This window comes from Sphingomonas sp. GM_Shp_2, from assembly GCF_026540875.1.
Taxonomy (GTDB): domain Bacteria; phylum Pseudomonadota; class Alphaproteobacteria; order Sphingomonadales; family Sphingomonadaceae; genus Sphingomonas; species Sphingomonas carotinifaciens.
The window spans coordinates 109,969-128,757 of the sequence record NZ_JALNUQ010000005.1; the positions used below are offsets into that span (position 1 = coordinate 109,969).

Consider the following 18,789-nt stretch of genomic DNA (forward strand, 5'->3'; position numbering starts at 1 on the left):
ATAGAGCGGCAAGGGTAAGGACCGGGTTAACCCCGTTCAGGCCGCCTGCGCCGCGGGCGCCATGCTCGCCGGGATCAGCCGCGCCAGATCGAGGATCAGCAACGGCTCGCCGTCGCGCACCACTAGGCCCGATCCCGCGCGCGCCCAGCCCTGACGCAGCGCCAGGCCGGTGGACAGCGGCTGGCGCTCGAACAAGGCGATATCGTCCAGCGCATCGACCAGGATGGCGTAGAAATGCCCGTCCTGCTGCGTGATGACGGCGCGGCGCGCGGTGGCCGGCGTCGGGTCGAGCCCCAGGGCGATACCGGTATCGATCACGGTGACCACACGGCTGCGCAGGGCGGCAAGGCCGCGCACCGCCGCCTCCACCCGCGGCACCGCGACGACATCGCCGATATCGACAACCGAATCGACCTGGTCGGCATCGATGGCGATGCCCTTGCCGGCGACATAGGCGATCAGGAAAAGCTGCATCAGCGGGCTCCCGCACGGGCGCTGTGATCCGCCAGCGCCGCGATCAGCGCGGGGCGGTCGTAGCGATAGATGCTATTGGCGGAGGCGCCCACCGCCTCGCGCTCGCGACGCAGGCGCAGGACGGGGGTGTCGCTGGCGGCGGCCGGCGCCTCGCCATCCTCCATCACCAGCGCGACCACCGGCCGTTCGCCCGGTGCCAGCCGGCTGGTGCAGCGATAGCCTTGCGCCTCCAGCGCGGGCCGGAGGAACGTGTCCATCCACGGCGATCCGTCGCCCTGCAACAGGCACAGGGGCGCGGCGCCCGTGCCCACATCGATATCGGCGAACAGCGCCAGCGGGTCGATCACCTCCACCTGCTCGCCCGCGATCACGGTGACGCCGAGCACGGGACCGGCCGCGCCGCGCGCCGGCGCGATCTCGGCCTGCAACTGCACGATCTCGATCGCCTCGGCGATGGCATAGGCGGTTTCGGCATGGCCGTCGGTCAGGCGCAGCACCGCGACCTCGCCCAGCCCGTCCAGCGGCGCGATATGGTGCAGCGGGATCAGCGTGTCGCCCAGCGCCAGCCGCATCCGCCCGGCCGTGCGCCGGATGGCGGAGGTGGGCACGGTATCGACCCGGTCGATCGCGCCGAGCGGGATGGCGCGGCGTGCCCCGTCCAGATCGTCGAACAGCAGGGCGCTCACCCCTTGCGCGGCGGCATCGGCATTCTCGGTTTCCACGGCCACCGCCCGGTGGAAGCGCAGGCCCGCGACGGTCGCCAGCCCGGCGCTGTCCAGCAACAGCATCGGCAGGCCGCTGTCCGGCAGCGTCTGCCCGGCATACAGCCCGGTCGCCATCACCACCGGCGCGGCAGGCTTCACCACCACTTCCTCGGCGTCCAGCACCGAATCGATGCCCAGCGCATAATCGCCGTCGCGCGTCGCGACGATTGCCAGCGAGGCAAGCTGCCCGCCCTCGATCCCCAGGAAATCCGCCAGCGGCAGCAGCGGCAGGCGCCGGCCGCGCACGGTGGCGACCGCGGCATCGCCCACCATGTCGATCCTGACCTGGTCGCCCCGGATCGCCACGATCTCCTCGATCGCCTGACGCGCCACCGCAAAGCGCTGGCCGCCGGCGCCCAGCACGATGGTGGAGATGATCGACAGGGTCAGCGGCACATGGATCACCAGTCCCAGCCCGCGCCCCGGCTGGTTGTTGATCGAGATGCGCCCGCCGATATGTTCGATATTGGCGCGCACCACGTCCATGCCGACGCCGCGACCCGACACGGCGGAGGCCACGTCCCGGCTCGACAGCCCCGCCTCGAAGATCAGCTCCAGCCGCTGCGCCTCGTTCATGGCGGCGATCTCGGCCTCGCTGCGGATGCCGCACGCCACCGCCTTGGCGACGATGCGGTTCAGGTCGATGCCCGCGCCGTCATCGGTGATCTCGACCAGGATCTGGTTGCCCGACTGGCGCGCGGCGATGACGAGTTGCCCGGTCTCCGGCTTGCCCGCGGCGCGGCGTCTGGCCGGCGCCTCGATGCCGTGGTCGATCGCGTTGCGCACGATATGCGCCAGCGGATCGCGCATCAGCTCGATCATCTCGCGGTCCAGTTCGACATCGGCGCCGTCGATGCGCAGCGCCACCGCCTTGCCCAGGTCCGCCGCGGTATCGCGCACCATGCGCGGCAGGGCGGAGAACAGCGCCTCGATCTTTTGCATGCGCGTGCGCGTCACCGTGTCGCGCATGTCGGCGACGGTCAGCGACAGCCGGTCCAGCGCCGCCTCCAGCCGCGGGTCCAGCGTCTCGTCGCGCAGCCGCCGCGCCAGTTCGTTGCGCGCCAGCACCATCTCGGACATGCCGCTCATCATCCGGTCGAGCAGATCGACGTTCAGGCGCACGCTGCGACTGGCGGTTCGCTGGCCGCTCGGCTGGCCGGCCGCCGCCACCGGCGCCACCTCCCCGCTGAGCGCCGCGATCAACAGGTCTTCCGACGAATCGTCCAGCCCGGCGCCGGCGTCGATCGCCTCGACGATCTCGCCGATCCGGTCGACGATCGCCAGCACGGCGTTCACCAGATGCGTGTCGGGCACGCGCGTGCCGTCGCGCACCGCGGCCAGCACGTCCTCGGCCGCATGGCTCAGCCGGGCGAGCCGCGGCAGGTCCAGAAAGCCGCAACTGCCCTTTACCGTATGGACGAAGCGGAAGATCGCATCGAGGCGCGCCCGGTCCGTGGGCGCCGCTTCCCAGGCGACGATCTCGCCCGACAACGCCTCCAGGGTTTCGCGCGTCTCGGCGATGAATTCCTGCAACAGGTCGTCCATGGGTCCTCGGTCAGCGCCTTGATCGCCAACGCTGTGGACCGCGACCCGTTAAGAGGCGGTTTAGGCGCGAAACCTGTCAGGATCTGTGCGGAAACGTGCCGAGGCACGGCTGGCGGTGCCCCGAAACGCGCTCTTTTGCGCGTTTTCAGCCAAACCCTCAGACCGCGCGCATCGCCGCGCCCAGGATCATCACCCCCTCGGCGGGCTCGGACACCAGCACCTGCCCGCTCGCCTCGGTCGCCAGCGTATGCACCAGGAACGCCGCCGCCCCGCGCGACGTCACCTCGCCGCTACCCTCGCCCTGCACCAGCGTCCGGCGCAGATCCGGGTCCAGCACGATCCGTGCGCCCTCGATCTTCACCACGATCTCGATCGCGGTATCGTGCACCTCGGCCCCCACATCGATGCGCCCGCCGCGCACCAGCGCCTCGACCCCGATCAGCGCCAGGTTCAGCAGGATCTTGACCGCGGGCTTGGGCAGCTGCGGCTCCTCCACCACCCAGCCCAGCGTCGTGCGACGATTGTCCGCCAGCAGCCCCTCGATCGCGGCACGCGCCTCGCGCATGTCGACCATGTCGCCAAAGCCGCCCGCCGCTCCGAACGCCAGGCGGAAGAACTTCAGCTTGTTGGCCGATGCCCGCGCGCTTTCGGCAAGCAGGTCCATGCACCGTGCGCGCATCGCCGGATCGGTTTCATCCGCCAGCAACTCCAGACCGTTGTTAAGCGCACCCACCGGGGACAGGAGATCGTGGCACAGCCGCGAACACAGCAGGCTCGCGAAATCCACCGGACTGACGGTCATGAATAATCCTTCCAACAGGATTGCCTATCTGACGGAGCCGCGGGGTCTTCGCAAGCGAGTGTGACGCGTGTGAACCGCCCATGCCGCTCACCTGCCGCCACCGCGCGCCAGGCGGTGACGGTCTCGCCCGCCACCAGCAGCCACAGCCGCCCGTCGGGCAGCGCATCCTCGGCATCGCGCGGCGACGGCTCGGCATGCCCGCTCGGGTGCGAGTGATAATGGCCGAGCACCGCCGGCCCCCCGCCGCGCGCTCCGCGATAGGCGGCGAGCAGCGCGGCCGGATCGATCTCGAACCGGGTCGCGGGCGTCGCGCTCACATTGTCGCACGCGCGTGCCTCCCGGATATGCGCACCCTCGCCCAGCAACAGGCCGCACACCTCGACCTTTGGGGATGCTGCCGCCGCCGCCCGGATTCTTTTCAGCGTATCGCTTGAAATCGTTACGGTCATGCGCACATCGGTACGGTATGGACCGGGGGGTTTCCATCCTTGAAGCGACGATCGCGCCTGCGGCTGACGGCTGGCGGCTGGATCGTGCGCTGGCGGACGCGGTGCCGACATTGTCGAGAGAGCGCCTGAAGGTGCTGATCGCGAGCGGGGCGGTATCGCGTGACGGCGTGCTCGCCCGTGATCCCGCCAAGCGCGCCAGCAGCGGCGACCTGTTCCACGTCACGATCCCCAATCCCACCCTGCCGCATAACGAGGCGCAGGATATTCCCCTCGTCGTCGCCTATGAGGACGAGCATCTGATCGTCATCGACAAGCCGGCCGGGCTGGTCGTCCATCCCGCGGCCGGCAATCTCGACGGCACCTTGGTCAACGCGCTGCTCCATCATTGCGGTGGATCGCTGTCGGGCATCGGCGGCGTCGCGCGGCCCGGCATCGTCCACCGCATCGACAAGGACACCTCCGGCCTGATGGTCGCGGCCAAGACCGACCGGGCACATGAGGGACTGGCCAAGCAGTTCGCCGCCCATTCGATCGACCGCCGCTACCGCGCGATCACCGGCGGCGTGCCGCGGCCGGCCGAGGGTTCGGTCGACGCCCCACTGGCGCGCAGTCCGCAAAACCGCAAGAAGATGGCGATCGTGCCCGGCGGCAAGCGCGCGGTGACGCACTACCGGATGATGGAGCGGCTGCGCGACGCCGCCCTGGTTGAATGTCGGCTGGAAACGGGGCGCACGCATCAGGTGCGCGTGCACATGGCATCCATCGGCCACGCCTTGCTGGGCGACCCGGTTTATGGTAGAACAAAAGGTACACAGAAAGGGCTGCTCGAAACGCTCGGTTTCCGCCGACAGGCCTTGCACGCGGCGCATCTGGGGTTCATCCACCCCGTGAAATCTGTCGCTTTGGCGTTCGAAAGCCCGATGCCTGCCGATATGCAGGAACTGTTCAGTCAGCTTCACGTATAGCACGGAGCATACCGCATCGCCGAAAACGGCATCGCGGCATGGGCTCCAAGGAAGGGAGATCAAGGATCATGGCAAAAAGCAGCAACGTCCCGGCGACGATTCCTGCGCTCGGCGGGGAGCAGTCGCTCAACCGCTATCTCGCCGAGATCAAGAAATTCCCGATCCTGGCGCCCGAGCAGGAATATATGCTCGCCAAGCGGTTCCAGGAACATGGCGACCCCGACGCGGCCGCGCAGCTGGTGACAAGCCACCTGCGTCTCGTCGCCAAGATCGCGATGGGCTATCGCGGCTATGGCCTGCCCACGTCCGAGCTGATCTCGGAGGGCAATATCGGCCTGATGCAGGGCGTGAAGAAGTTCGAGCCCGATCGCGGCTTCCGCCTCGCCACCTATGCGATGTGGTGGATCCGCGCCTCGATCCAGGAATATATCCTGCGCTCGTGGAGCCTGGTGAAGATGGGCACGACGGCGGCACAGAAGAAGCTGTTCTTCAACCTGCGCCGCATGAAGTCCAAGCTCGACGCGTTCGAGGATGGCGACCTGAAGCCCGAGGACGTGGCCAAGATCGCCACCGATCTCGGCGTCAGCGAGGGCGACGTGGTGTCGATGAACCGTCGCATGGCGATGGGCGGCGACACCAGCCTCAACGTGCCGATGCGCGAGGATGGCGAGGGTCAGTGGCAGGACTGGCTGGCCGACGACACGCCGCTGCAGGACACCGTCGTCGCCGAAGCGCAGGAGGCCGATGTCCGCCACGGCATGCTCGTGTCGGCAATGGACGACCTGAACGACCGCGAGAAGCACATCCTGACCGAGCGCCGCCTGACCGACGACCCCAAGACGCTGGAGGAACTCAGCCAGGTCTATGGGGTCAGCCGCGAACGCGTCCGCCAGATCGAGGTGCGCGCCTTTGAGAAGCTGCAAAAGGCGATGATGCGGATCGCGGGCGAAAAGCGGCTCCTCGCCGCCGCCTGACATGGGCCGCACCGTCGTCATCGGCGGCGGCGCGGCCGGCATCGCGGCCGCGCGCACCCTGCATGACGCGGGATGCGACGTCTTGCTGGTCGAGGCGTGCAGCCGCCTCGGCGGCCGCGCGCACAGCGTCCCGCTAACGCTTCCCAACGCCCATGTCACCGTCGATTTCGGCTGCGGCTGGCTGCACTCCGCCCGGCGCAATCCATGGGTCGCCATTGCGGAGGCGGCACGCTTCACCATCGAGCGCGCCTCTCCCAACTGGGAGGTGCAATGGCGCGACCTGGGCTTTTCGTCCACCGAACAGCGCAGCTTCGGCGCGGCTTGGGACCGTTGGGAACAGGCCGCCCGCGCCGCGCTCGACGGACCGGACCAGCCACTTTCCGCCTTTATCGCACCGGACGACCCCTGGCGCCCGATGATTGACGCCATATCGGGCTATGCCAATGGCGCGCCGCTCGGTGCCGTCTCGCTGCACGACTGGATCGCCTATGAGGACGCGGCCGGTGAGGATAACTGGGCGGTGGTGGAGGGTTATGGCACGCTCGTCGCGGATCACGCGCGCCCGCTTGCGACCCGCCTGAACACGCCGGTCACGCGGATCGACCACCGCGGCCGCACCATCCGGCTGGATACACCCGCCGGAACGCTGACCGCCGACCGGGTCGTCGTCGCCGTTCCCACCCCCGTTCTCCCCGAGGGCGGCATCGTCTTCGACCCGCCCCTGCCCGCCAAGCAGGACGCCGCGGCGAACCTGCCGCTCGGCCTGGCGGACAAGGTGTTCCTCGCCGTCGATCGCCCGCCATGGCCCGCGCATCAGCATCTGACCGGCAACCCGCACGCCGCCTGCACCGCCAGCCACCGCCTGTCCCCCTTCGGCTGGCCGATCGTGGAAAGCTTCTTCGGCGGCGCCTGTGCGGAGGCGATGGAAAGCGAGGCCGCCGCCATCCAGTTCGCGATCGACGAGCTCGTCGCGCTGCTCGGCAGCGACTGGCGCGCCCGCCTCCACCCACTCGCCGCCACCGACTGGGCCCATGTGCCCCATATTCGCGGCAGCTACAGCCATGCGCGTGTCGGCCATGCCGGCGCCCGCCGCATTCTGGCCGAACCCGTCGACGACCGCCTGTTCTTCGCCGGCGAGGCCTGTTCGCCCCATGATTTCTCCACCGCGCACGGCGCCTATGCGACCGGCGTCGCCGCTGCACATGCGATCATGACAGCGGGGCCGCCCCTCGCCTAGAAGGACGGCCATGTTCCGTGCGCTCCGCTGGCTGCTCAAGGCCGCCCTTGTCTTCGTCGCCGTCACCGTCCTCTGGGTCGGGCTGTACCGGTTCGTGCCCCCGCCCTTCACCTTCACCATGCTGGGCGATGTCGTCGGCGGGCGCGGCGTGACCAAGGACTGGATGTCGCTGTCGCAGATGGACCCCGACATGGCCCGCGCCGCCATCGCCGGCGAGGACGCCCGCTTCTGCGAGCATCACGGCTTCGACTTCAACGCGATCGCCAGCGCCGCCTATCGCAACGCGAAAGGTGGCCGCATCCGCGGCGGATCGACGATCAGCCAGCAGACCGCCAAGAACGCCTTCCTGTTCCAGGGTGGCGGCTATGTCCGCAAGGCGGCGGAGGCGTATTTCACCGTGCTGATCGAGGCGCTGTGGGGCAAGCGGCGCATCATGGAAGTCTATCTGAACATCGCGGAAACCGGGATCGGCACCTATGGCGCCAATGCCGGGGCGATGCGCTATTTCCACCACGACGCGTCGCGCCTGTCGCCGACCGAGGCGGCGCGCATCGCCGCCGTCCTGCCCCTGCCCAAGAAGCGCGAAGCGGTCTCCCCCGACGGTTTCGTCCGCCGCCACGGCAACCGCATCGCCCGCTATGTCGGCGTGGTCCGCCGGCAAGGGCTGGACGCCTGCGTCCGGTGATGAAAACCCTCTCCCCCCGGGGGAGAGGGATGCGTTTCTACTTCGTCTCGCCCGAAATGGCGTCGCCGGCCTTGTCCGCCGCGGCGCCCACGCTCCGCGCGGCCGACGCCACCGCATCGTCCTTGCGGCTTTCGGCGCTATTCTGGTTGAAAAGGAAGAACGCGCCGATCACCACCGCGACCAGCAGCACCAGCGCGATCGCGATCCCGCTGCCGCCGCTGCGCCTCTCGATGATCGTCGTCGTGTGCCCCGCCGGCGCCGCCGTCGTGGTCGTCGTCGTATCGGAATAACGTTCATCGGCCATGTCGTTGATCCTCCTCCTTATTTTCGAGGAAACAAACGCCATGGCCGGCAAACCCGTTCCCGGGCCGGAACGGAATCAGATCGGCAGCTTGAAGCCCGGCGGCAGCGGCAGGCCGCTGGTCATCTTGCTCATCTCGGCGTTGGAGGCGGTATCCGCCTTGCCGCGCGCATCGTTGATCGCGGCGGCCAACAGGTCTTCCAGCATCTGCTTCTCGGACACCTGCATCAGCGAATCGTCGATGGAGATGCCGATGATCCGGCCCTTGGCGGACGCCTTCACCTTGACCAGCCCGCCGCCCGACGCGCCCTCGACCTCGATCGTGTCGAGATTGGCCTGCGCCTTTTGTAGTTCGTTCTGGACGTTCTGGGCCATCGCCAGGATGTCGTCGAGATTCTTCACATCATGCTCCGTTTTCCGGGCCATTCCACGAGTTCGGTCTCGGGAAAAGCCTCTCGTGCGGCGCGCACCATGGGCGAATCCCAGGTTGCGGCCTTGATCGCCTCGTCCCGAACCTGCTGCGCCTCGTTCAGCGTCGGCTGGCCCGGAACATCGTCCAACGTAATGCGCCATGCGCTTTTCGTCATCGTCTTCAGGACGGCCGCCAGATCGGTCAGCGTGTCCGCCGCCATCGGCCGGCTGCCGCTGAAGACGATCTCGGGCGGCTGATACCGCACCAGCCGCGCTCCCTGACGAAGCCGCGCGACGAGCAGAAGTTCCCCGTCCGCGTCCAGCCGCTCGACCAGCGCCTCGAAACTCTCCGGCATCTGCGGCGCCGCCGGCGGCGGCGGGGGGGCCGCCACCGCGACGGGTGCCGCAACCGGCGCGGGGGCGGGCGCCGGGGCGGACACCGCCCCCGCCCCCTGCCCCGGCGACTGCGTCAATTGCCGCGCCAGTTCGCCCGGATCGGGCAACGTCGAGGCATGGACCACGCGCAGCAGCGCCATCTCCGCCGCCTCGATCGGCAGGGCGGCGCGCGCCACCTCGTCATGGCCCTTGAGCAGCAGCTGCCAAAGCCGGTGCAGCATCGGAAAGCCGAGCGCCGCCGCCCATTCCCCGCGCGCCTCGCGCTCCTCCAGCGGCTGCGCCGCATCGGGGGGCGTGCCGACCTTCACCAGCGTGATGCCGTGCACCGTCTCCAGCAGCGCGCGCAGCACCGATTGCGGATCGACCCCGTAATCATATTGCCGCCGCAGCAGCGCCAGCGCATCGGCCGCCTCGCCGCGCAGCATCAGGCCGAGCAGGTCGCGCACCGCGCCCCGGTCCGACAGGCCGAGCATCTGGCGCACCGCCTCCGCGCTCACCCCGCCGCCATCCAGGTCGGCATGCGCGATCGCCTGGTCCAGGATCGACAGGCCATCGCGCGCCGATCCTTCCGCCGCCCGCGCGATCAGCGCCAGCGCCTCGGGCTCGGCGGTCACGCCCTCGGCCTCGCAGACATGCGCGAAATGCGCCGCCAGCATCTCCGCGGAGATGCGCCGCAGGTCGAAACGCTGGCACCGCGACAGCACGGTGATCGGCACCTTGTTCACCTCGGTGGTGGCGAACAGGAACTTCACATGCGCCGGCGGCTCTTCCAGCGTCTTCAGAAGCGCGTTGAACGCGTTCTTGGACAGCATGTGGACCTCGTCCACGATGTAGATCTTGAACCGCGCCGACACCGCGGCATAGCGCGACGCCTCGATGATCTCGCGCACGTCGTCGACACCGGTATGGCTGGCGGCGTCCATCTCGATCACGTCGATATGGCGCCCCTCGGCGATGGCGCGGCACGGCTCGCAAACTCCGCACGGATCGATCGTCGGCCCGCCCTGCCCATCCGGCCCGATGCAGTTCAGCGCCTTGGCGATCAACCGCGCGGTGGAGGTCTTGCCCACCCCGCGCACGCCGGTCATCAGGAACGCATGCGCCAGCCGGTCGCGATTGATCGCGTTGCCCAGCGTCTGCACCATCGCATCCTGACCGATCAGCTGCGCGAAGGTCTGCGGACGATATTTGCGCGCAAGCACGCGGTAGGCGTCGGGCTTGGCCGGCTGTGGCGGTTCGCCGAGGTCGAAGGAGTCGGACATTGCGGGTCTATGTAGGCCCGGGATGCGGCGATTGATAGCGGATTGGAGGGGGTCTCGGAGGGCGACAGGGCGGAGCCATGTCGTCGGACGGTGCTGATGCACCGCCGGGCCGCGTCGTGGCAAAGCCACGTCGTCGGACGGTGCTGGCGCACCGCCGGCCGCGCTCACCTGCACGGCAGGTTCGCGGTGGGAGCCGGGACGACCCGCAGCGAAATCGTTACGGCTGCTTCCGTCAGGACCTGACCGGGTTGGCGACGACTACGTCCGCCCGACTCCCGCCGCGCATATGGCGGAGCCGGGCGGATCGATCAAGCCGCCTTGTTGCTAATCAGCGACGAACGTTGAAGCAGCGGCGGACCGGCCCGTAATAGCCATCGACCCAGCGACATACCGTGCGCCCGCGATAGCCGTTGCGGTACCCCCGGTCGCGATAGCCTGCCCGGTATCCGCGATCCCAGCGATCGCCGCGCCAGTGGCGTCCACGGTCCCAGCGCGGCCCGTCCCGCCAGCCCGGCCCACGGTCCCAGCCGCGCCCGCGCGGTCCGTCATGCCACCCTTGCGGATGCGCGGCGGCCGGTGTCGCCGCGGCAAGGCCGGTGACCGCAAGAAGACCGGAGGCCATCAGGGCAAAGACTTTCATGACGCATACTCCCGTTTACGCGCCCGCCGGAACCGGTGGGCATGAGGGGGAGATTGCGGCCGAGTCGATGATCGCGTGCTGAATTAACCGTTTAGCGGGTGTTCAGGCGGCGCGCCGCGTGGCGGCGTGATGCTCGGCCCGGCGCACCAGCCGCTCCACGTCGTCGCGGTCGATGTCCAGCGTATCGCCGAATTCCGCCAGCGCGCGGTCGATATCCTCCGCCGCCAGATCGGCAGCGCGCGGTGCCGCCAGCGTCGGCGCGCGGTGCGGGTAGCTGTGCCCGGACAGCCGGTGGAACGCCACACCGACCAGTGCGATGATCACCGCGTTCACCCCTACCGGGACGAAGGCAAAGGCATAGCCCGCACCCAACACCGGCGCTCCGCCGATCACCGCGGTCAGCGCCGCCGCGCCGCCGGGCGGGTGCAGCGACCGGGTCAGCGCCATGGCCAGGATCGCCCCCCCCACCGCCAGCGGCGCGGCAAGGCCGCTGCCCGGCAGGGCATGGACCACCGCCACCCCGACCAGTGCCGAGATCACGTTGCCGCCGATCACCGGCCAAGGCTGCGCCAGGGGGCTCGCCGGCACCGCGAACACCAGCACTGCCGAGGCGCCCATCGGCGCCACCAGCAGCATCGTCGCGCCCGCGTCTCCGCACAGCAGCGCGGTCACCATCCCCGTCAGCGCGATCCCGATCAGCGCCCCCAACGGCGCGATCAACCGGTCGCGCAGAAAGCCGGCGGACAGAACGGAGGGGAACCGCGAACGCATCGAAAACCCGTATGAAAGAAGAGGAAAAAACCGCCGCGCTATGCCCCCGGCAAGCCCGCGTCGCAACCGGCGCGGCGATCAGGACAGCCGCACCACCAGTCCGTCCAGCGTCGCATCCAGCCGGATCTGGCAGGACAGCCGGCTGGTCCGCGTCGCTCTTGGCGCCAGATCCAGCATATCCTCCTCCTCCGCGCTCGGGCCGGGCAGCCGGTCCGCCCAGGCCGGATCGACGACGACATGGCAGGTGGCACACGCCATCTGCCCCTCGCACGTCCCCTCCAGCGGCTGGCCGATCGCCTGCCCCACGCGCAGCACGGTATCGCCGGTCTCGCCCTGCGCCTCCGCCACCGATCCGTCGGGCGCGACGAAGCCGACCCGGATCATGCCTGCGCCGCCGCCGCGACCAGGATCGCGTCCACCGCCTGCATCAGTTCCGCCTCGCGCGTATAACGCCCGAACCCCAACCGGATCGACGACCGCGCCTGCGCATCGGAAAGCCCGATCGCGCGCAGCACATGGCTCGGCCGCCCCGATCCGCTGGCGCAGGCGGAGCCCGCCGAAAACGCGACACCCCGCACGTCCGACATCAATCGCCCAACATCCAGGCGGTCGCGCCGCACGTTCAGATTGCCCGGATAGCGCGGGTCCGCCGCCCCGTTGAGCGACCAGCCCGCCGCCCGGAACCGGTCATGCGCCGCCCGCCACAGGCCCGCGACCGCGCCCGCATGGTCCGCCGCCATCAACTGCGCCGCCACGCCGAAGCCGGCGCACAGCGCCGGGCTCAGCGTGCCCGAACGGCCCGGCGCCTCCTGCCCCCCGCCATGCATCAGCGGCGCCGGTGCCACCCCGTCGCGCAACCACAATGCCCCGATGCCCTTGGGACCATGGATCTTGTGCGCAGAGACCGCCACCATATCCACCGTCGCGGGCAGCGGCACCCGGCCATAGCCCTGCACCGCATCGCACAGCATCCACGCGCCGGCATCATGCGCCAGATCCGCCAGTTCGGCGATCGGCTGCACCACCCCGATCTCGTTGTTGACCAGCATCGCCGCCACCAGCCCGGTGCCCGGCCCGATCGCCGCGCGGGCGGCGTCCAGATCGACCAGGCCGTCGCCATGGACGGGCAGCACGACATGCGGCCGCCCGCTCGCCGCCACCGTGTCCAGCACCGCGGCATGCTCGGTCGCGATCGTCACGATCGCGCCCGTGCTGCCCTTGATCGCCCAGTTCAGCGCCTCGGTCGCCCCACTGGTAAAGGCCAGCCGGCCGCCGGCGGGCAGCAGCGCGGCGATCCGGTCCCGTGCCACCTCCACCGCCGCCCGCGCGGCCCTGCCCGGCCGATGCGGCGAATGCGGATTGGCATGCGCATCGCGCAGCCACGGCACCATCGCCTCGAAGGCTTGCGGCGCCAGCGGCGTCGTCGCCTGATAATCCAGATAGATCATGCCCGCCCCCGCGCGATCCCGCGCCACGCCGCGATAAAGGCGTCCACCTCCTCGCGCGTCGTCGTCCGCCCGAAGCTGACCCGCACCACCTCGCGCGCCGCCTCCTCACGCCAGCCGAGCGCCGCCAGCACGTGACTGGGCTTCAGGCTCCCGCTCGCACAGGCGCTCCCCGCCGACACCGCAATCCCCCCCGAATCGAACCGGATCAGCTGCGCCGCCGCCGGCACCCCCGGCATCCGATACGCCCCGATCGCCGGGTGCCGCGCACTGTCCTCGGCCACCACGATCCCCCCCGACCGCCGCACCGCATCGTCCAGATGCGCGCGCAACGCCGTGTGATTGGGCTCCGCCTCGCGCAGCGCCGCGGCATAGCCGATCGCGGCGGGCATGTTCTCCGTCCCCGGCCGGTATCCCCGCTCCTGCCCGCCGGTCGGCAGCAACGTCGCCAGATCGCGCACCAGCAGCGCGCCGATCCCCGGCGGCCCGCCGCGCTTGTGCGCGGACAGCGCGACGAAATCGGCATGTTCGGCGACGTCTTCGCCCATCCCCGCCGGCATCTGCGCGGCATCGACCAGCAACAGGTGCCCGGCGGCATGCACCGCCTCGGCCAGCGCGGCGATCGGCTGGCGCACGCCCGTCTCGCTGTTCGCCCATTGCACCGCCACCAGCGCGCGCGGGCCCGCCAGATCGGGCAGCACCACATGCCCCGCCGCATCCACCGGCATCACGCTCGCCGCCCCGCTCGCGCGCAGCACCGCATCATGCTCCACCGCGGAGACGAAGCACCGCTCCACCATCGACCGCCCCAGGGCGATGGCCAGCGACTCGCTCGCGCCCCCCGTCAGCAGCACCTCCTGCCCCCAGCCATAGGCTGCCGCCACGTCCGCGCGCGCATCCTCCACCAGCCGCCGCGCCGCGCGCCCCTCCGCATGCGGTGAAGACGGATTCGCCCAGCGTGCGAAACCGTCCGCCACCGCCTCCCGCGCAGCGCGGGTCATCGGCGTGGTGGCGGCGTGATCAAGATAGAGACGGGTCAGGACGCGCGTTCCAATTGCTTGTAAGGGGCTCCCGCCTATATAGCGCGCACTGTCCGGCGCTCCACCTGCGCCCTTCCTGATCGGCGAGATTCATGCCCGAAGTCATTTTCCCCGGCCCCGAAGGCCGCCTCGAAGGCCGGTTCGTCCCTGCACCCCGGCCCCGCGCGCCCGTTGCGATGATCCTGCACCCCCACCCCTCGGCGGGCGGCACGATGAACAACCGCATCGTGCAGGAACTCTACAAGACGTTCCAGCGTCGCGGCTTCGCCACGCTGCGCTTCAACTTCCGCGGCGTCGGCAAGAGCCAGGGCACCTTCGACAACGGCATCGGCGAGCTGTCCGACGCTGCCGCCGCGCTCGACTGGGTACAGAGCTTCCATCCCGAGGCCTCGACCACCTGGATCGCCGGCGTCAGCTTCGGCGCATGGATCGGCATGCAATTGCTCATGCGCCGCCCCGAAATCCGTGGCTTCATCTCGGTCGCGCCGCCGGCCAACATGTACGACTTCACCTTCCTGGCACCCTGCCCGTCGTCGGGCATCATCATCCAGGGTGAAGGCGACGAGGTGGCGACCCCCGCCGCGACGCAGAAGCTGGTCGACAAGCTGCGCACGCAAAAGCACATCACCATCCACCACGACACGATCCCCAAGGCGAACCACTTCTTCGAGCATGAGATGCCCGAGCTGATGGGCAGCGTGGACCGTTACCTCGACATGCGCCTGGACCCGAACTCGCCGATCAAGTGAGGCGCGTTGCAGCCGATTAGCACAGGCTAATCGACGCCCCGGCAACGCGCCCGGCCGGCGGCGCCCAGGCGCCGACCGACATAGCCTGTCCTAGGCGCCTGCCTTGGCAGTCCGTCGAAAGGCGGCTTTGCCACGCCGGGCGCTCACATCGTCCAGATCAGCACATTGCCCAGCAAGACCGCGGCCATGACGAGCATCAGCACCCCCTTGGTCCGGTCGCGGCGCTTGGCGATCAGATAGCCCCCACCGCCCACACAGGCGAAACAGGCCAGCATCGCCAGCGCCGGCGCGGTCTGCGCGATCCCCTCAAGCACCGGCCAGCACCCGGCCATAGGCGGCCATGTCGACGTTGCCGCCGGACAGGATCACCAGCATCCCCGGCTCGGCCCGCACGTGCCCGGCCAGGAGCGCCGCCAGCGCCACCGCCCCGCCCGGCTCCACCACCAGCCGCATCGTCTCCGCCGCCCAGCGCTGCGCGGCCGCGATCTCGGCTTCCGACACCGCAACGCCCTCCGCGCCCCGCCGCGCCAGCACGTCGAAGGTCAGCGGCGACACCCGCGTCGTCTGCAGCGCGTCGCACGCGGTCGGCGGCGGATTGTCGCCGACCGGCTCGATCCACCCCGCCTCCAGGCTGCGACGCATATCGTCCCACCCCTCCGGCTCGACCACCGTCACCCGCGCCTCGGGCAGCGCCAGCGTCAGCCCGGCTGCCAGCCCGCCGCCGCCACATGGCACCACGACATGTGCCGGCGCCGGCACGCCGCGCTCCGCCATCTGCCGCGCCGCCTCAATCCCTGCGCTCCCCTGCCCCTCGATCACCCACGGATCGTCGAAGCTCGGCACCAGCGTGGCGCCCCGCGCCTCCGCCAGCCGGCCCGCGATCGTCTCGCGGCTCTCTCGCGCGCGGTCGTAATCGACCACCTCCGCCCCCAGTGCCAGCGTCCCCTCGCGCTTGGCGCGCGGCGCATCGGCGGGCATCACGATCGTCGCTGCGATCCCCAGCCGCCTGGCCGCCCAGGCGATCCCCTGCGCATGATTCCCTGACGAGAACGCCACCACCCCGCGCGCCCGCGCCGCCTCATCCAAAGCGGTGAGCCGGTGCCAGGCACCACGAACCTTGAACGCACCCATGGGTTGCAGGGATTCGGCCTTGAACGCGACCTCCACCCCCTTGAAACGATGGGTGAAAAGCGGCGTCGGGGCCAGGATTTCCGCCATTTTCGCGGCGGCGTCCCGTACCCCGGCGCGTGTCGGCTGTCGCAGAATAGTCACATTTTATCCCTGACCGGTTTCAGACGCTTTACATAGCCAAAAGTGGGTCCTACATCGCGCGTCCGCTGCCCCATGGGACTTCCAACCGCAAGGCAGCTTTTTCTGTCGTCATGCCGCAAGGCAATTGGAGGTCCCTTGAGTTGCACAAGCATCATAGCGCGCTGGGGTTAGTTTCCACCCTTCGTCCGGTACAGCCGGTCACGCTCGTTCGCCCGCACGCCGCTGCGCGCGCCGCCCGCTTCTTTGTGGAGAAGTTTCCGGGCCGCCCGATGTATGCGGTAAAGGCGAACCCGTCCCCCGAACTCCTGCAGATCCTGTGGGACAACGGCGTCACGCACTACGACACTGCGTCGATCGGCGAGGTGCGTCTGGTGAAGTCGACCCTGCCGGATGCGGTGTGCTGCTTCATGCACCCGATCAAGGCGGAGGAGGCGATCGCCGAGGCGTATTTCGACCACGGCGTGCGCACCTTCTCGCTCGACAGCATGGAAGAGCTGGCGAAGATCGTCCGCGGCACCCGGGGTGCCACCGATCTCACGCTGTGCGTGCGCCTGCGCGTGTCGTCGGAATATGCGAAGCTGAGCCTTGGCTCCAAGTTCGGCGTCGCGCCGGACGAGGCCAAGGAGTTGCTGATGGCGACCCGCCAGGTGGCGGACGCGCTCGGCATCTGCTTCCATGTCGGCAGCCAGACCATGTCGCCCGACGCCTATGCCAATGCGATGGAGCGTGTCCGCGCCGCCATCGTGGAGGCCGCGGTGACGGTGGACGTGATCGATGTCGGCGGCGGTTTCCCGTCGCGCTATCCCGGCATGAACCCGCCCCCGCTGGAGCGGTATTTCGAGACGATCCACCGCGCGTTCGAGAGCCTGCCGATCAGCTATTCGGCGGAACTCTGGGCCGAGCCGGGTCGCGCGCTGTGCGCCGAATATGCCTCGGTCGTCGTCCGCGTCGAGCATCGCCGCGGGTCCGAGCTGTTCATCAACGACGGCGCCTATGGCACGTTGTTCGATGCGGCGCATATCGGCTGGAAGTACCCGGTGCAGTTGCTGCGCGAGCCGGAATCGGACGCGCGGGACATGGACTTCGCCTTCTGGGGTCCGACCTGCGACGATATCGACTATATGAAGGGTCCGTTCCCGCTGCCTGCGGACACGCGTGCCGGCGATTATTTCGAGATCGGCATGCTCGGTGCCTATGGCTCGGCGATGCGCACGCAGTTCAACGGCTTCGGCTCCGACCTGACCGTCGTGGCCGGGGACGAACCGATGTTCTCCGTCTACCGCGAGGACGAGGCCGACGACCGCGTTGCGACGGGCAACGTCGTCAAGCTGTAACGGCCTCCCTATATCACACGTCTTCCCCCTCCCGCTTGCTGGCGGGAGGGGCGGCTTTGGGTTTCCGCGTCCCCAATATCGAACGACGACGGCTGGATAGCCAAGGGCGAACCATGACCGACACGCTGACCAAGACCGCAAGCGCCAACGCGCCGATCAACGATACCCGCAAGGCCGAACTGCTGTCGAAGCAGGTGAAGCATATCGACATCAAGAGCTTCGACGCGCGTCCGATCGTCGATGCGATGGCCGATATGAGCTTCACCAGCCGCGACCTGGGCCGTGCGACCGGCATCTACAACCAGATGCTGGCCGACAAGGACTGCTCGATCTTCCTCGTCATCGCCGGGTCGACCTCGGCCGGCGGCTGCATGGACCTCTATGCCGAGCTGGTGCGCAACAACATGGTCGACGGCATCGTCGCGACCGGCGCCACCATCGTCGACATGGATTTCTTCGAAGGCCTGGGCCACAAGCATTACCAGGCGCTGGAGATCCCCGACGACGACACGCTGCGCTCGCTCTACATCGACCGCATCTACGACACCTATATCGACGAGGAAGCGCTCCAGAACGTCGACCACACGATCTTCGAGATCGCCGAGTCGCTGGAGCCGCGCGCCTATTCCAGCCGCGAGTTCATCCGCGAGATGGGCAAGTATCTGGTCAAGCACGGCAAGAAGGAGAACAGCCTCGTCAAGCTCGCTTATGAGCATGACGTGCCGATCTTCTGCCCGGCGTTCGTCGACAGCTCGGCCGGCTTCGGCCTCGTCAAGCATCAGGTCGACGCTGCCAAGGCGGGCCGTCCGTATCTGATGATCGACGCGGTCGCCGACTTCCGCGAACTCACGCAGATCAAGATCGAGGCTGGCGTCACCGGCCTCCTGATGATCGGGGGCGGCGTGCCCAAGAACTTCATCCAGGACACCGTCGTCTGCGCCGAGATCCTGGGTCATGACGACGTGCAGGTGCACAAGTATGCGGTGCAGATCACCGTCGCCGACGTGCGCGACGGCGCCTGCTCGTCCTCGACGCTGCAGGAAGCGGCAAGCTGGGGCAAGGTGAACACCGGCATCGAACAGATGGTCTTCGCCGAGGCCGGCTCGGTCATGCCGCTGCTCGCCTCCGACGCCTATCACCGCGGCCACTGGAAGGACCGCCCGGTCCACCGCTGGGCCAAGCTGTTCGACAAGCAGGGCTGAACGCGAACCGCTCCCTCTCCCCCACGGGGAGAGGGAGGGGGCCCGCTGGCGTAAGCCAGTGGGAAGGGTGA

General features: G+C 69.1%; 21 protein-coding genes and 1 other RNA gene. 7 read left to right on the forward strand and 15 right to left on the reverse strand.

Features of this window, described 5'->3' with window-relative positions; translation table 11 throughout:
- Positions 1-36: 36 nt before the first annotated feature.
- From OXR08_RS03205 to OXR08_RS03220, 4 genes are all read right to left on the reverse strand, one after another.
- The gene (locus tag OXR08_RS03205) at positions 37-474 is read right to left on the reverse strand and encodes a chemotaxis protein CheW (protein WP_267347590.1); all 438 of its coding nucleotides are present in this window, start codon (positions 472-474) and stop codon (positions 37-39) included.
- Complete coding sequence (locus tag OXR08_RS03210; RefSeq protein WP_267347592.1) at positions 474-2,783, reverse strand: Hpt domain-containing protein; 2,310 nt, start codon at positions 2,781-2,783, stop codon at positions 474-476. The genes OXR08_RS03205 and OXR08_RS03210 overlap by 1 nt, the downstream gene beginning before the upstream one ends.
- Before the next feature lie 157 nt (positions 2,784-2,940).
- On the reverse strand, positions 2,941-3,585 hold the full coding sequence (locus OXR08_RS03215; RefSeq protein ID WP_112382545.1) for a histidine phosphotransferase family protein: 645 nt from the start codon (positions 3,583-3,585) through the stop codon (positions 2,941-2,943).
- Positions 3,582-4,034 carry a M67 family metallopeptidase gene (locus OXR08_RS03220; RefSeq protein WP_267347595.1) on the reverse strand — a complete coding sequence of 151 codons (453 nt, stop codon included), beginning with the start codon at positions 4,032-4,034 and terminating at the stop codon, positions 3,582-3,584. The genes OXR08_RS03215 and OXR08_RS03220 overlap by 4 nt, the downstream gene beginning before the upstream one ends.
- Before the next feature lie 17 nt (positions 4,035-4,051).
- Between OXR08_RS03220 and OXR08_RS03225 the strand changes: the two genes are divergently transcribed.
- From OXR08_RS03225 to mtgA, 4 genes are all read left to right on the forward strand, one after another.
- Positions 4,052-4,999, forward strand: coding sequence for an RluA family pseudouridine synthase (locus tag OXR08_RS03225; protein WP_267347597.1), 948 nt, complete (start codon positions 4,052-4,054; stop codon positions 4,997-4,999).
- A 68-nt stretch (positions 5,000-5,067) separates the two neighbouring features.
- Positions 5,068-5,973, forward strand: a complete 906-nt coding sequence (rpoH, locus tag OXR08_RS03230) for an RNA polymerase sigma factor RpoH (RefSeq protein WP_112382548.1) — start codon at positions 5,068-5,070, stop codon at positions 5,971-5,973.
- A 1-nt stretch (position 5,974) separates the two neighbouring features.
- Positions 5,975-7,210, forward strand: coding sequence for an NAD(P)/FAD-dependent oxidoreductase (locus OXR08_RS03235; RefSeq protein ID WP_267347599.1), 1,236 nt, complete (start codon positions 5,975-5,977; stop codon positions 7,208-7,210).
- 10 nt (positions 7,211-7,220) lie between these two features.
- Positions 7,221-7,895, forward strand: coding sequence for a monofunctional biosynthetic peptidoglycan transglycosylase (mtgA, locus tag OXR08_RS03240; RefSeq protein WP_112382550.1), 675 nt, complete (start codon positions 7,221-7,223; stop codon positions 7,893-7,895).
- A gap of 37 nt (positions 7,896-7,932) precedes the next feature.
- Here the strand turns inward: mtgA and OXR08_RS03245 are convergent, their stop codons facing one another.
- The 9 genes from OXR08_RS03245 to OXR08_RS03285 all read right to left on the reverse strand — a co-directional run bounded on the left by OXR08_RS03245 (position 7,933) and on the right by OXR08_RS03285 (position 14,122).
- Positions 7,933-8,199, reverse strand: coding sequence for a hypothetical protein (locus OXR08_RS03245; protein ID WP_267347602.1), 267 nt, complete (start codon positions 8,197-8,199; stop codon positions 7,933-7,935).
- A 75-nt stretch (positions 8,200-8,274) separates the two neighbouring features.
- The gene (locus OXR08_RS03250; protein WP_112382552.1) at positions 8,275-8,598 is read right to left on the reverse strand and encodes a YbaB/EbfC family nucleoid-associated protein; all 324 of its coding nucleotides are present in this window, start codon (positions 8,596-8,598) and stop codon (positions 8,275-8,277) included.
- On the reverse strand, positions 8,595-10,265 hold the full coding sequence (locus tag OXR08_RS03255) for a DNA polymerase III subunit gamma/tau (RefSeq protein WP_267347605.1): 1,671 nt from the start codon (positions 10,263-10,265) through the stop codon (positions 8,595-8,597). The genes OXR08_RS03250 and OXR08_RS03255 overlap by 4 nt, the downstream gene beginning before the upstream one ends.
- A gap of 182 nt (positions 10,266-10,447) precedes the next feature.
- Positions 10,448-10,545: signal recognition particle sRNA small type (gene ffs, locus OXR08_RS03260), an RNA gene on the reverse strand.
- A gap of 48 nt (positions 10,546-10,593) precedes the next feature.
- Positions 10,594-10,905: a hypothetical protein gene (locus OXR08_RS03265; RefSeq protein ID WP_112382554.1), complete on the reverse strand. Its 312-nt coding sequence runs from the start codon at positions 10,903-10,905 to the stop codon at positions 10,594-10,596.
- Between the two features lie 102 nt (positions 10,906-11,007).
- The gene (locus OXR08_RS03270; RefSeq protein WP_267347607.1) at positions 11,008-11,676 is read right to left on the reverse strand and encodes an HPP family protein; all 669 of its coding nucleotides are present in this window, start codon (positions 11,674-11,676) and stop codon (positions 11,008-11,010) included.
- Positions 11,677-11,754: 78 nt separating this feature from the next.
- Entirely contained in the window at positions 11,755-12,060 is a 306-nt protein-coding gene (locus OXR08_RS03275; RefSeq protein WP_267347609.1) for a 2Fe-2S iron-sulfur cluster-binding protein, read from the reverse strand.
- Complete coding sequence (locus tag OXR08_RS03280; protein ID WP_267347625.1) at positions 12,057-13,124, reverse strand: cysteine desulfurase family protein; 1,068 nt, start codon at positions 13,122-13,124, stop codon at positions 12,057-12,059. The genes OXR08_RS03275 and OXR08_RS03280 overlap by 4 nt, the downstream gene beginning before the upstream one ends.
- A complete protein-coding gene (locus tag OXR08_RS03285; protein WP_267347611.1) occupies positions 13,121-14,122 on the reverse strand; it encodes an aminotransferase class V-fold PLP-dependent enzyme in 1,002 nt (333 codons plus the stop codon). The genes OXR08_RS03280 and OXR08_RS03285 overlap by 4 nt, the downstream gene beginning before the upstream one ends.
- Positions 14,123-14,253: 131 nt before the next feature.
- On the opposite strand from OXR08_RS03285, the gene OXR08_RS03290 reads away from it, so the two are divergent.
- On the forward strand, positions 14,254-14,910 hold the full coding sequence (locus OXR08_RS03290; protein WP_112382558.1) for an alpha/beta hydrolase: 657 nt from the start codon (positions 14,254-14,256) through the stop codon (positions 14,908-14,910).
- 143 nt (positions 14,911-15,053) lie between these two features.
- Here the strand turns inward: OXR08_RS03290 and OXR08_RS03295 are convergent, their stop codons facing one another.
- The gene (locus OXR08_RS03295) at positions 15,054-15,224 is read right to left on the reverse strand and encodes a hypothetical protein (RefSeq protein WP_205411611.1); all 171 of its coding nucleotides are present in this window, start codon (positions 15,222-15,224) and stop codon (positions 15,054-15,056) included.
- Positions 15,217-16,128: a pyridoxal-phosphate dependent enzyme gene (locus tag OXR08_RS03300; protein WP_267347627.1), complete on the reverse strand. Its 912-nt coding sequence runs from the start codon at positions 16,126-16,128 to the stop codon at positions 15,217-15,219. Before OXR08_RS03300 ends, OXR08_RS03295 begins: the two co-directional genes overlap by 8 nt.
- Positions 16,129-16,322: 194 nt before the next feature.
- On the opposite strand from OXR08_RS03300, the gene OXR08_RS03305 reads away from it, so the two are divergent.
- Positions 16,323-17,516, forward strand: coding sequence for a type III PLP-dependent enzyme (locus OXR08_RS03305; RefSeq protein WP_240313480.1), 1,194 nt, complete (start codon positions 16,323-16,325; stop codon positions 17,514-17,516).
- A gap of 113 nt (positions 17,517-17,629) precedes the next feature.
- Positions 17,630-18,718: a deoxyhypusine synthase gene (locus OXR08_RS03310; RefSeq protein ID WP_267347613.1), complete on the forward strand. Its 1,089-nt coding sequence runs from the start codon at positions 17,630-17,632 to the stop codon at positions 18,716-18,718.
- Positions 18,719-18,789 lie beyond the last annotated feature (71 nt).

Bases quoted from the DNA above. Each gene is read 5' to 3' on its own strand.
- OXR08_RS03205 (WP_267347590.1), bottom strand. From the start codon at position 474: ATGCAGCTTTTCCTGATCGCCTATGTCGCCGGCAAGGGCATCGCCATC.
- OXR08_RS03210 (WP_267347592.1), bottom strand. From the start codon at position 2,783: ATGGACGACCTGTTGCAGGAATTCATCGCCGAGACGCGCGAAACCCTG.
- OXR08_RS03215 (WP_112382545.1), bottom strand. From the start codon at position 3,585: ATGACCGTCAGTCCGGTGGATTTCGCGAGCCTGCTGTGTTCGCGGCTG.
- OXR08_RS03220 (WP_267347595.1), bottom strand. From the start codon at position 4,034: ATGACCGTAACGATTTCAAGCGATACGCTGAAAAGAATCCGGGCGGCG.
- OXR08_RS03225 (WP_267347597.1), top strand. From the start codon at position 4,052: ATGGACCGGGGGGTTTCCATCCTTGAAGCGACGATCGCGCCTGCGGCT.
- rpoH (WP_112382548.1), top strand. From the start codon at position 5,068: ATGGCAAAAAGCAGCAACGTCCCGGCGACGATTCCTGCGCTCGGCGGG.
- OXR08_RS03235 (WP_267347599.1), top strand. From the start codon at position 5,975: ATGGGCCGCACCGTCGTCATCGGCGGCGGCGCGGCCGGCATCGCGGCC.
- mtgA (WP_112382550.1), top strand. From the start codon at position 7,221: ATGTTCCGTGCGCTCCGCTGGCTGCTCAAGGCCGCCCTTGTCTTCGTC.
- OXR08_RS03245 (WP_267347602.1), bottom strand. From the start codon at position 8,199: ATGGCCGATGAACGTTATTCCGATACGACGACGACCACGACGGCGGCG.
- OXR08_RS03255 (WP_267347605.1), bottom strand. From the start codon at position 10,265: ATGTCCGACTCCTTCGACCTCGGCGAACCGCCACAGCCGGCCAAGCCC.
- OXR08_RS03265 (WP_112382554.1), bottom strand. From the start codon at position 10,905: ATGAAAGTCTTTGCCCTGATGGCCTCCGGTCTTCTTGCGGTCACCGGC.
- OXR08_RS03270 (WP_267347607.1), bottom strand. From the start codon at position 11,676: ATGCGTTCGCGGTTCCCCTCCGTTCTGTCCGCCGGCTTTCTGCGCGAC.
- OXR08_RS03275 (WP_267347609.1), bottom strand. From the start codon at position 12,060: ATGATCCGGGTCGGCTTCGTCGCGCCCGACGGATCGGTGGCGGAGGCG.
- OXR08_RS03280 (WP_267347625.1), bottom strand. From the start codon at position 13,124: ATGATCTATCTGGATTATCAGGCGACGACGCCGCTGGCGCCGCAAGCC.
- OXR08_RS03285 (WP_267347611.1), bottom strand. From the start codon at position 14,122: ATGACCCGCGCTGCGCGGGAGGCGGTGGCGGACGGTTTCGCACGCTGG.
- OXR08_RS03290 (WP_112382558.1), top strand. From the start codon at position 14,254: ATGCCCGAAGTCATTTTCCCCGGCCCCGAAGGCCGCCTCGAAGGCCGG.
- OXR08_RS03300 (WP_267347627.1), bottom strand. From the start codon at position 16,128: ATGGCGGAAATCCTGGCCCCGACGCCGCTTTTCACCCATCGTTTCAAG.
- OXR08_RS03310 (WP_267347613.1), top strand. From the start codon at position 17,630: ATGACCGACACGCTGACCAAGACCGCAAGCGCCAACGCGCCGATCAAC.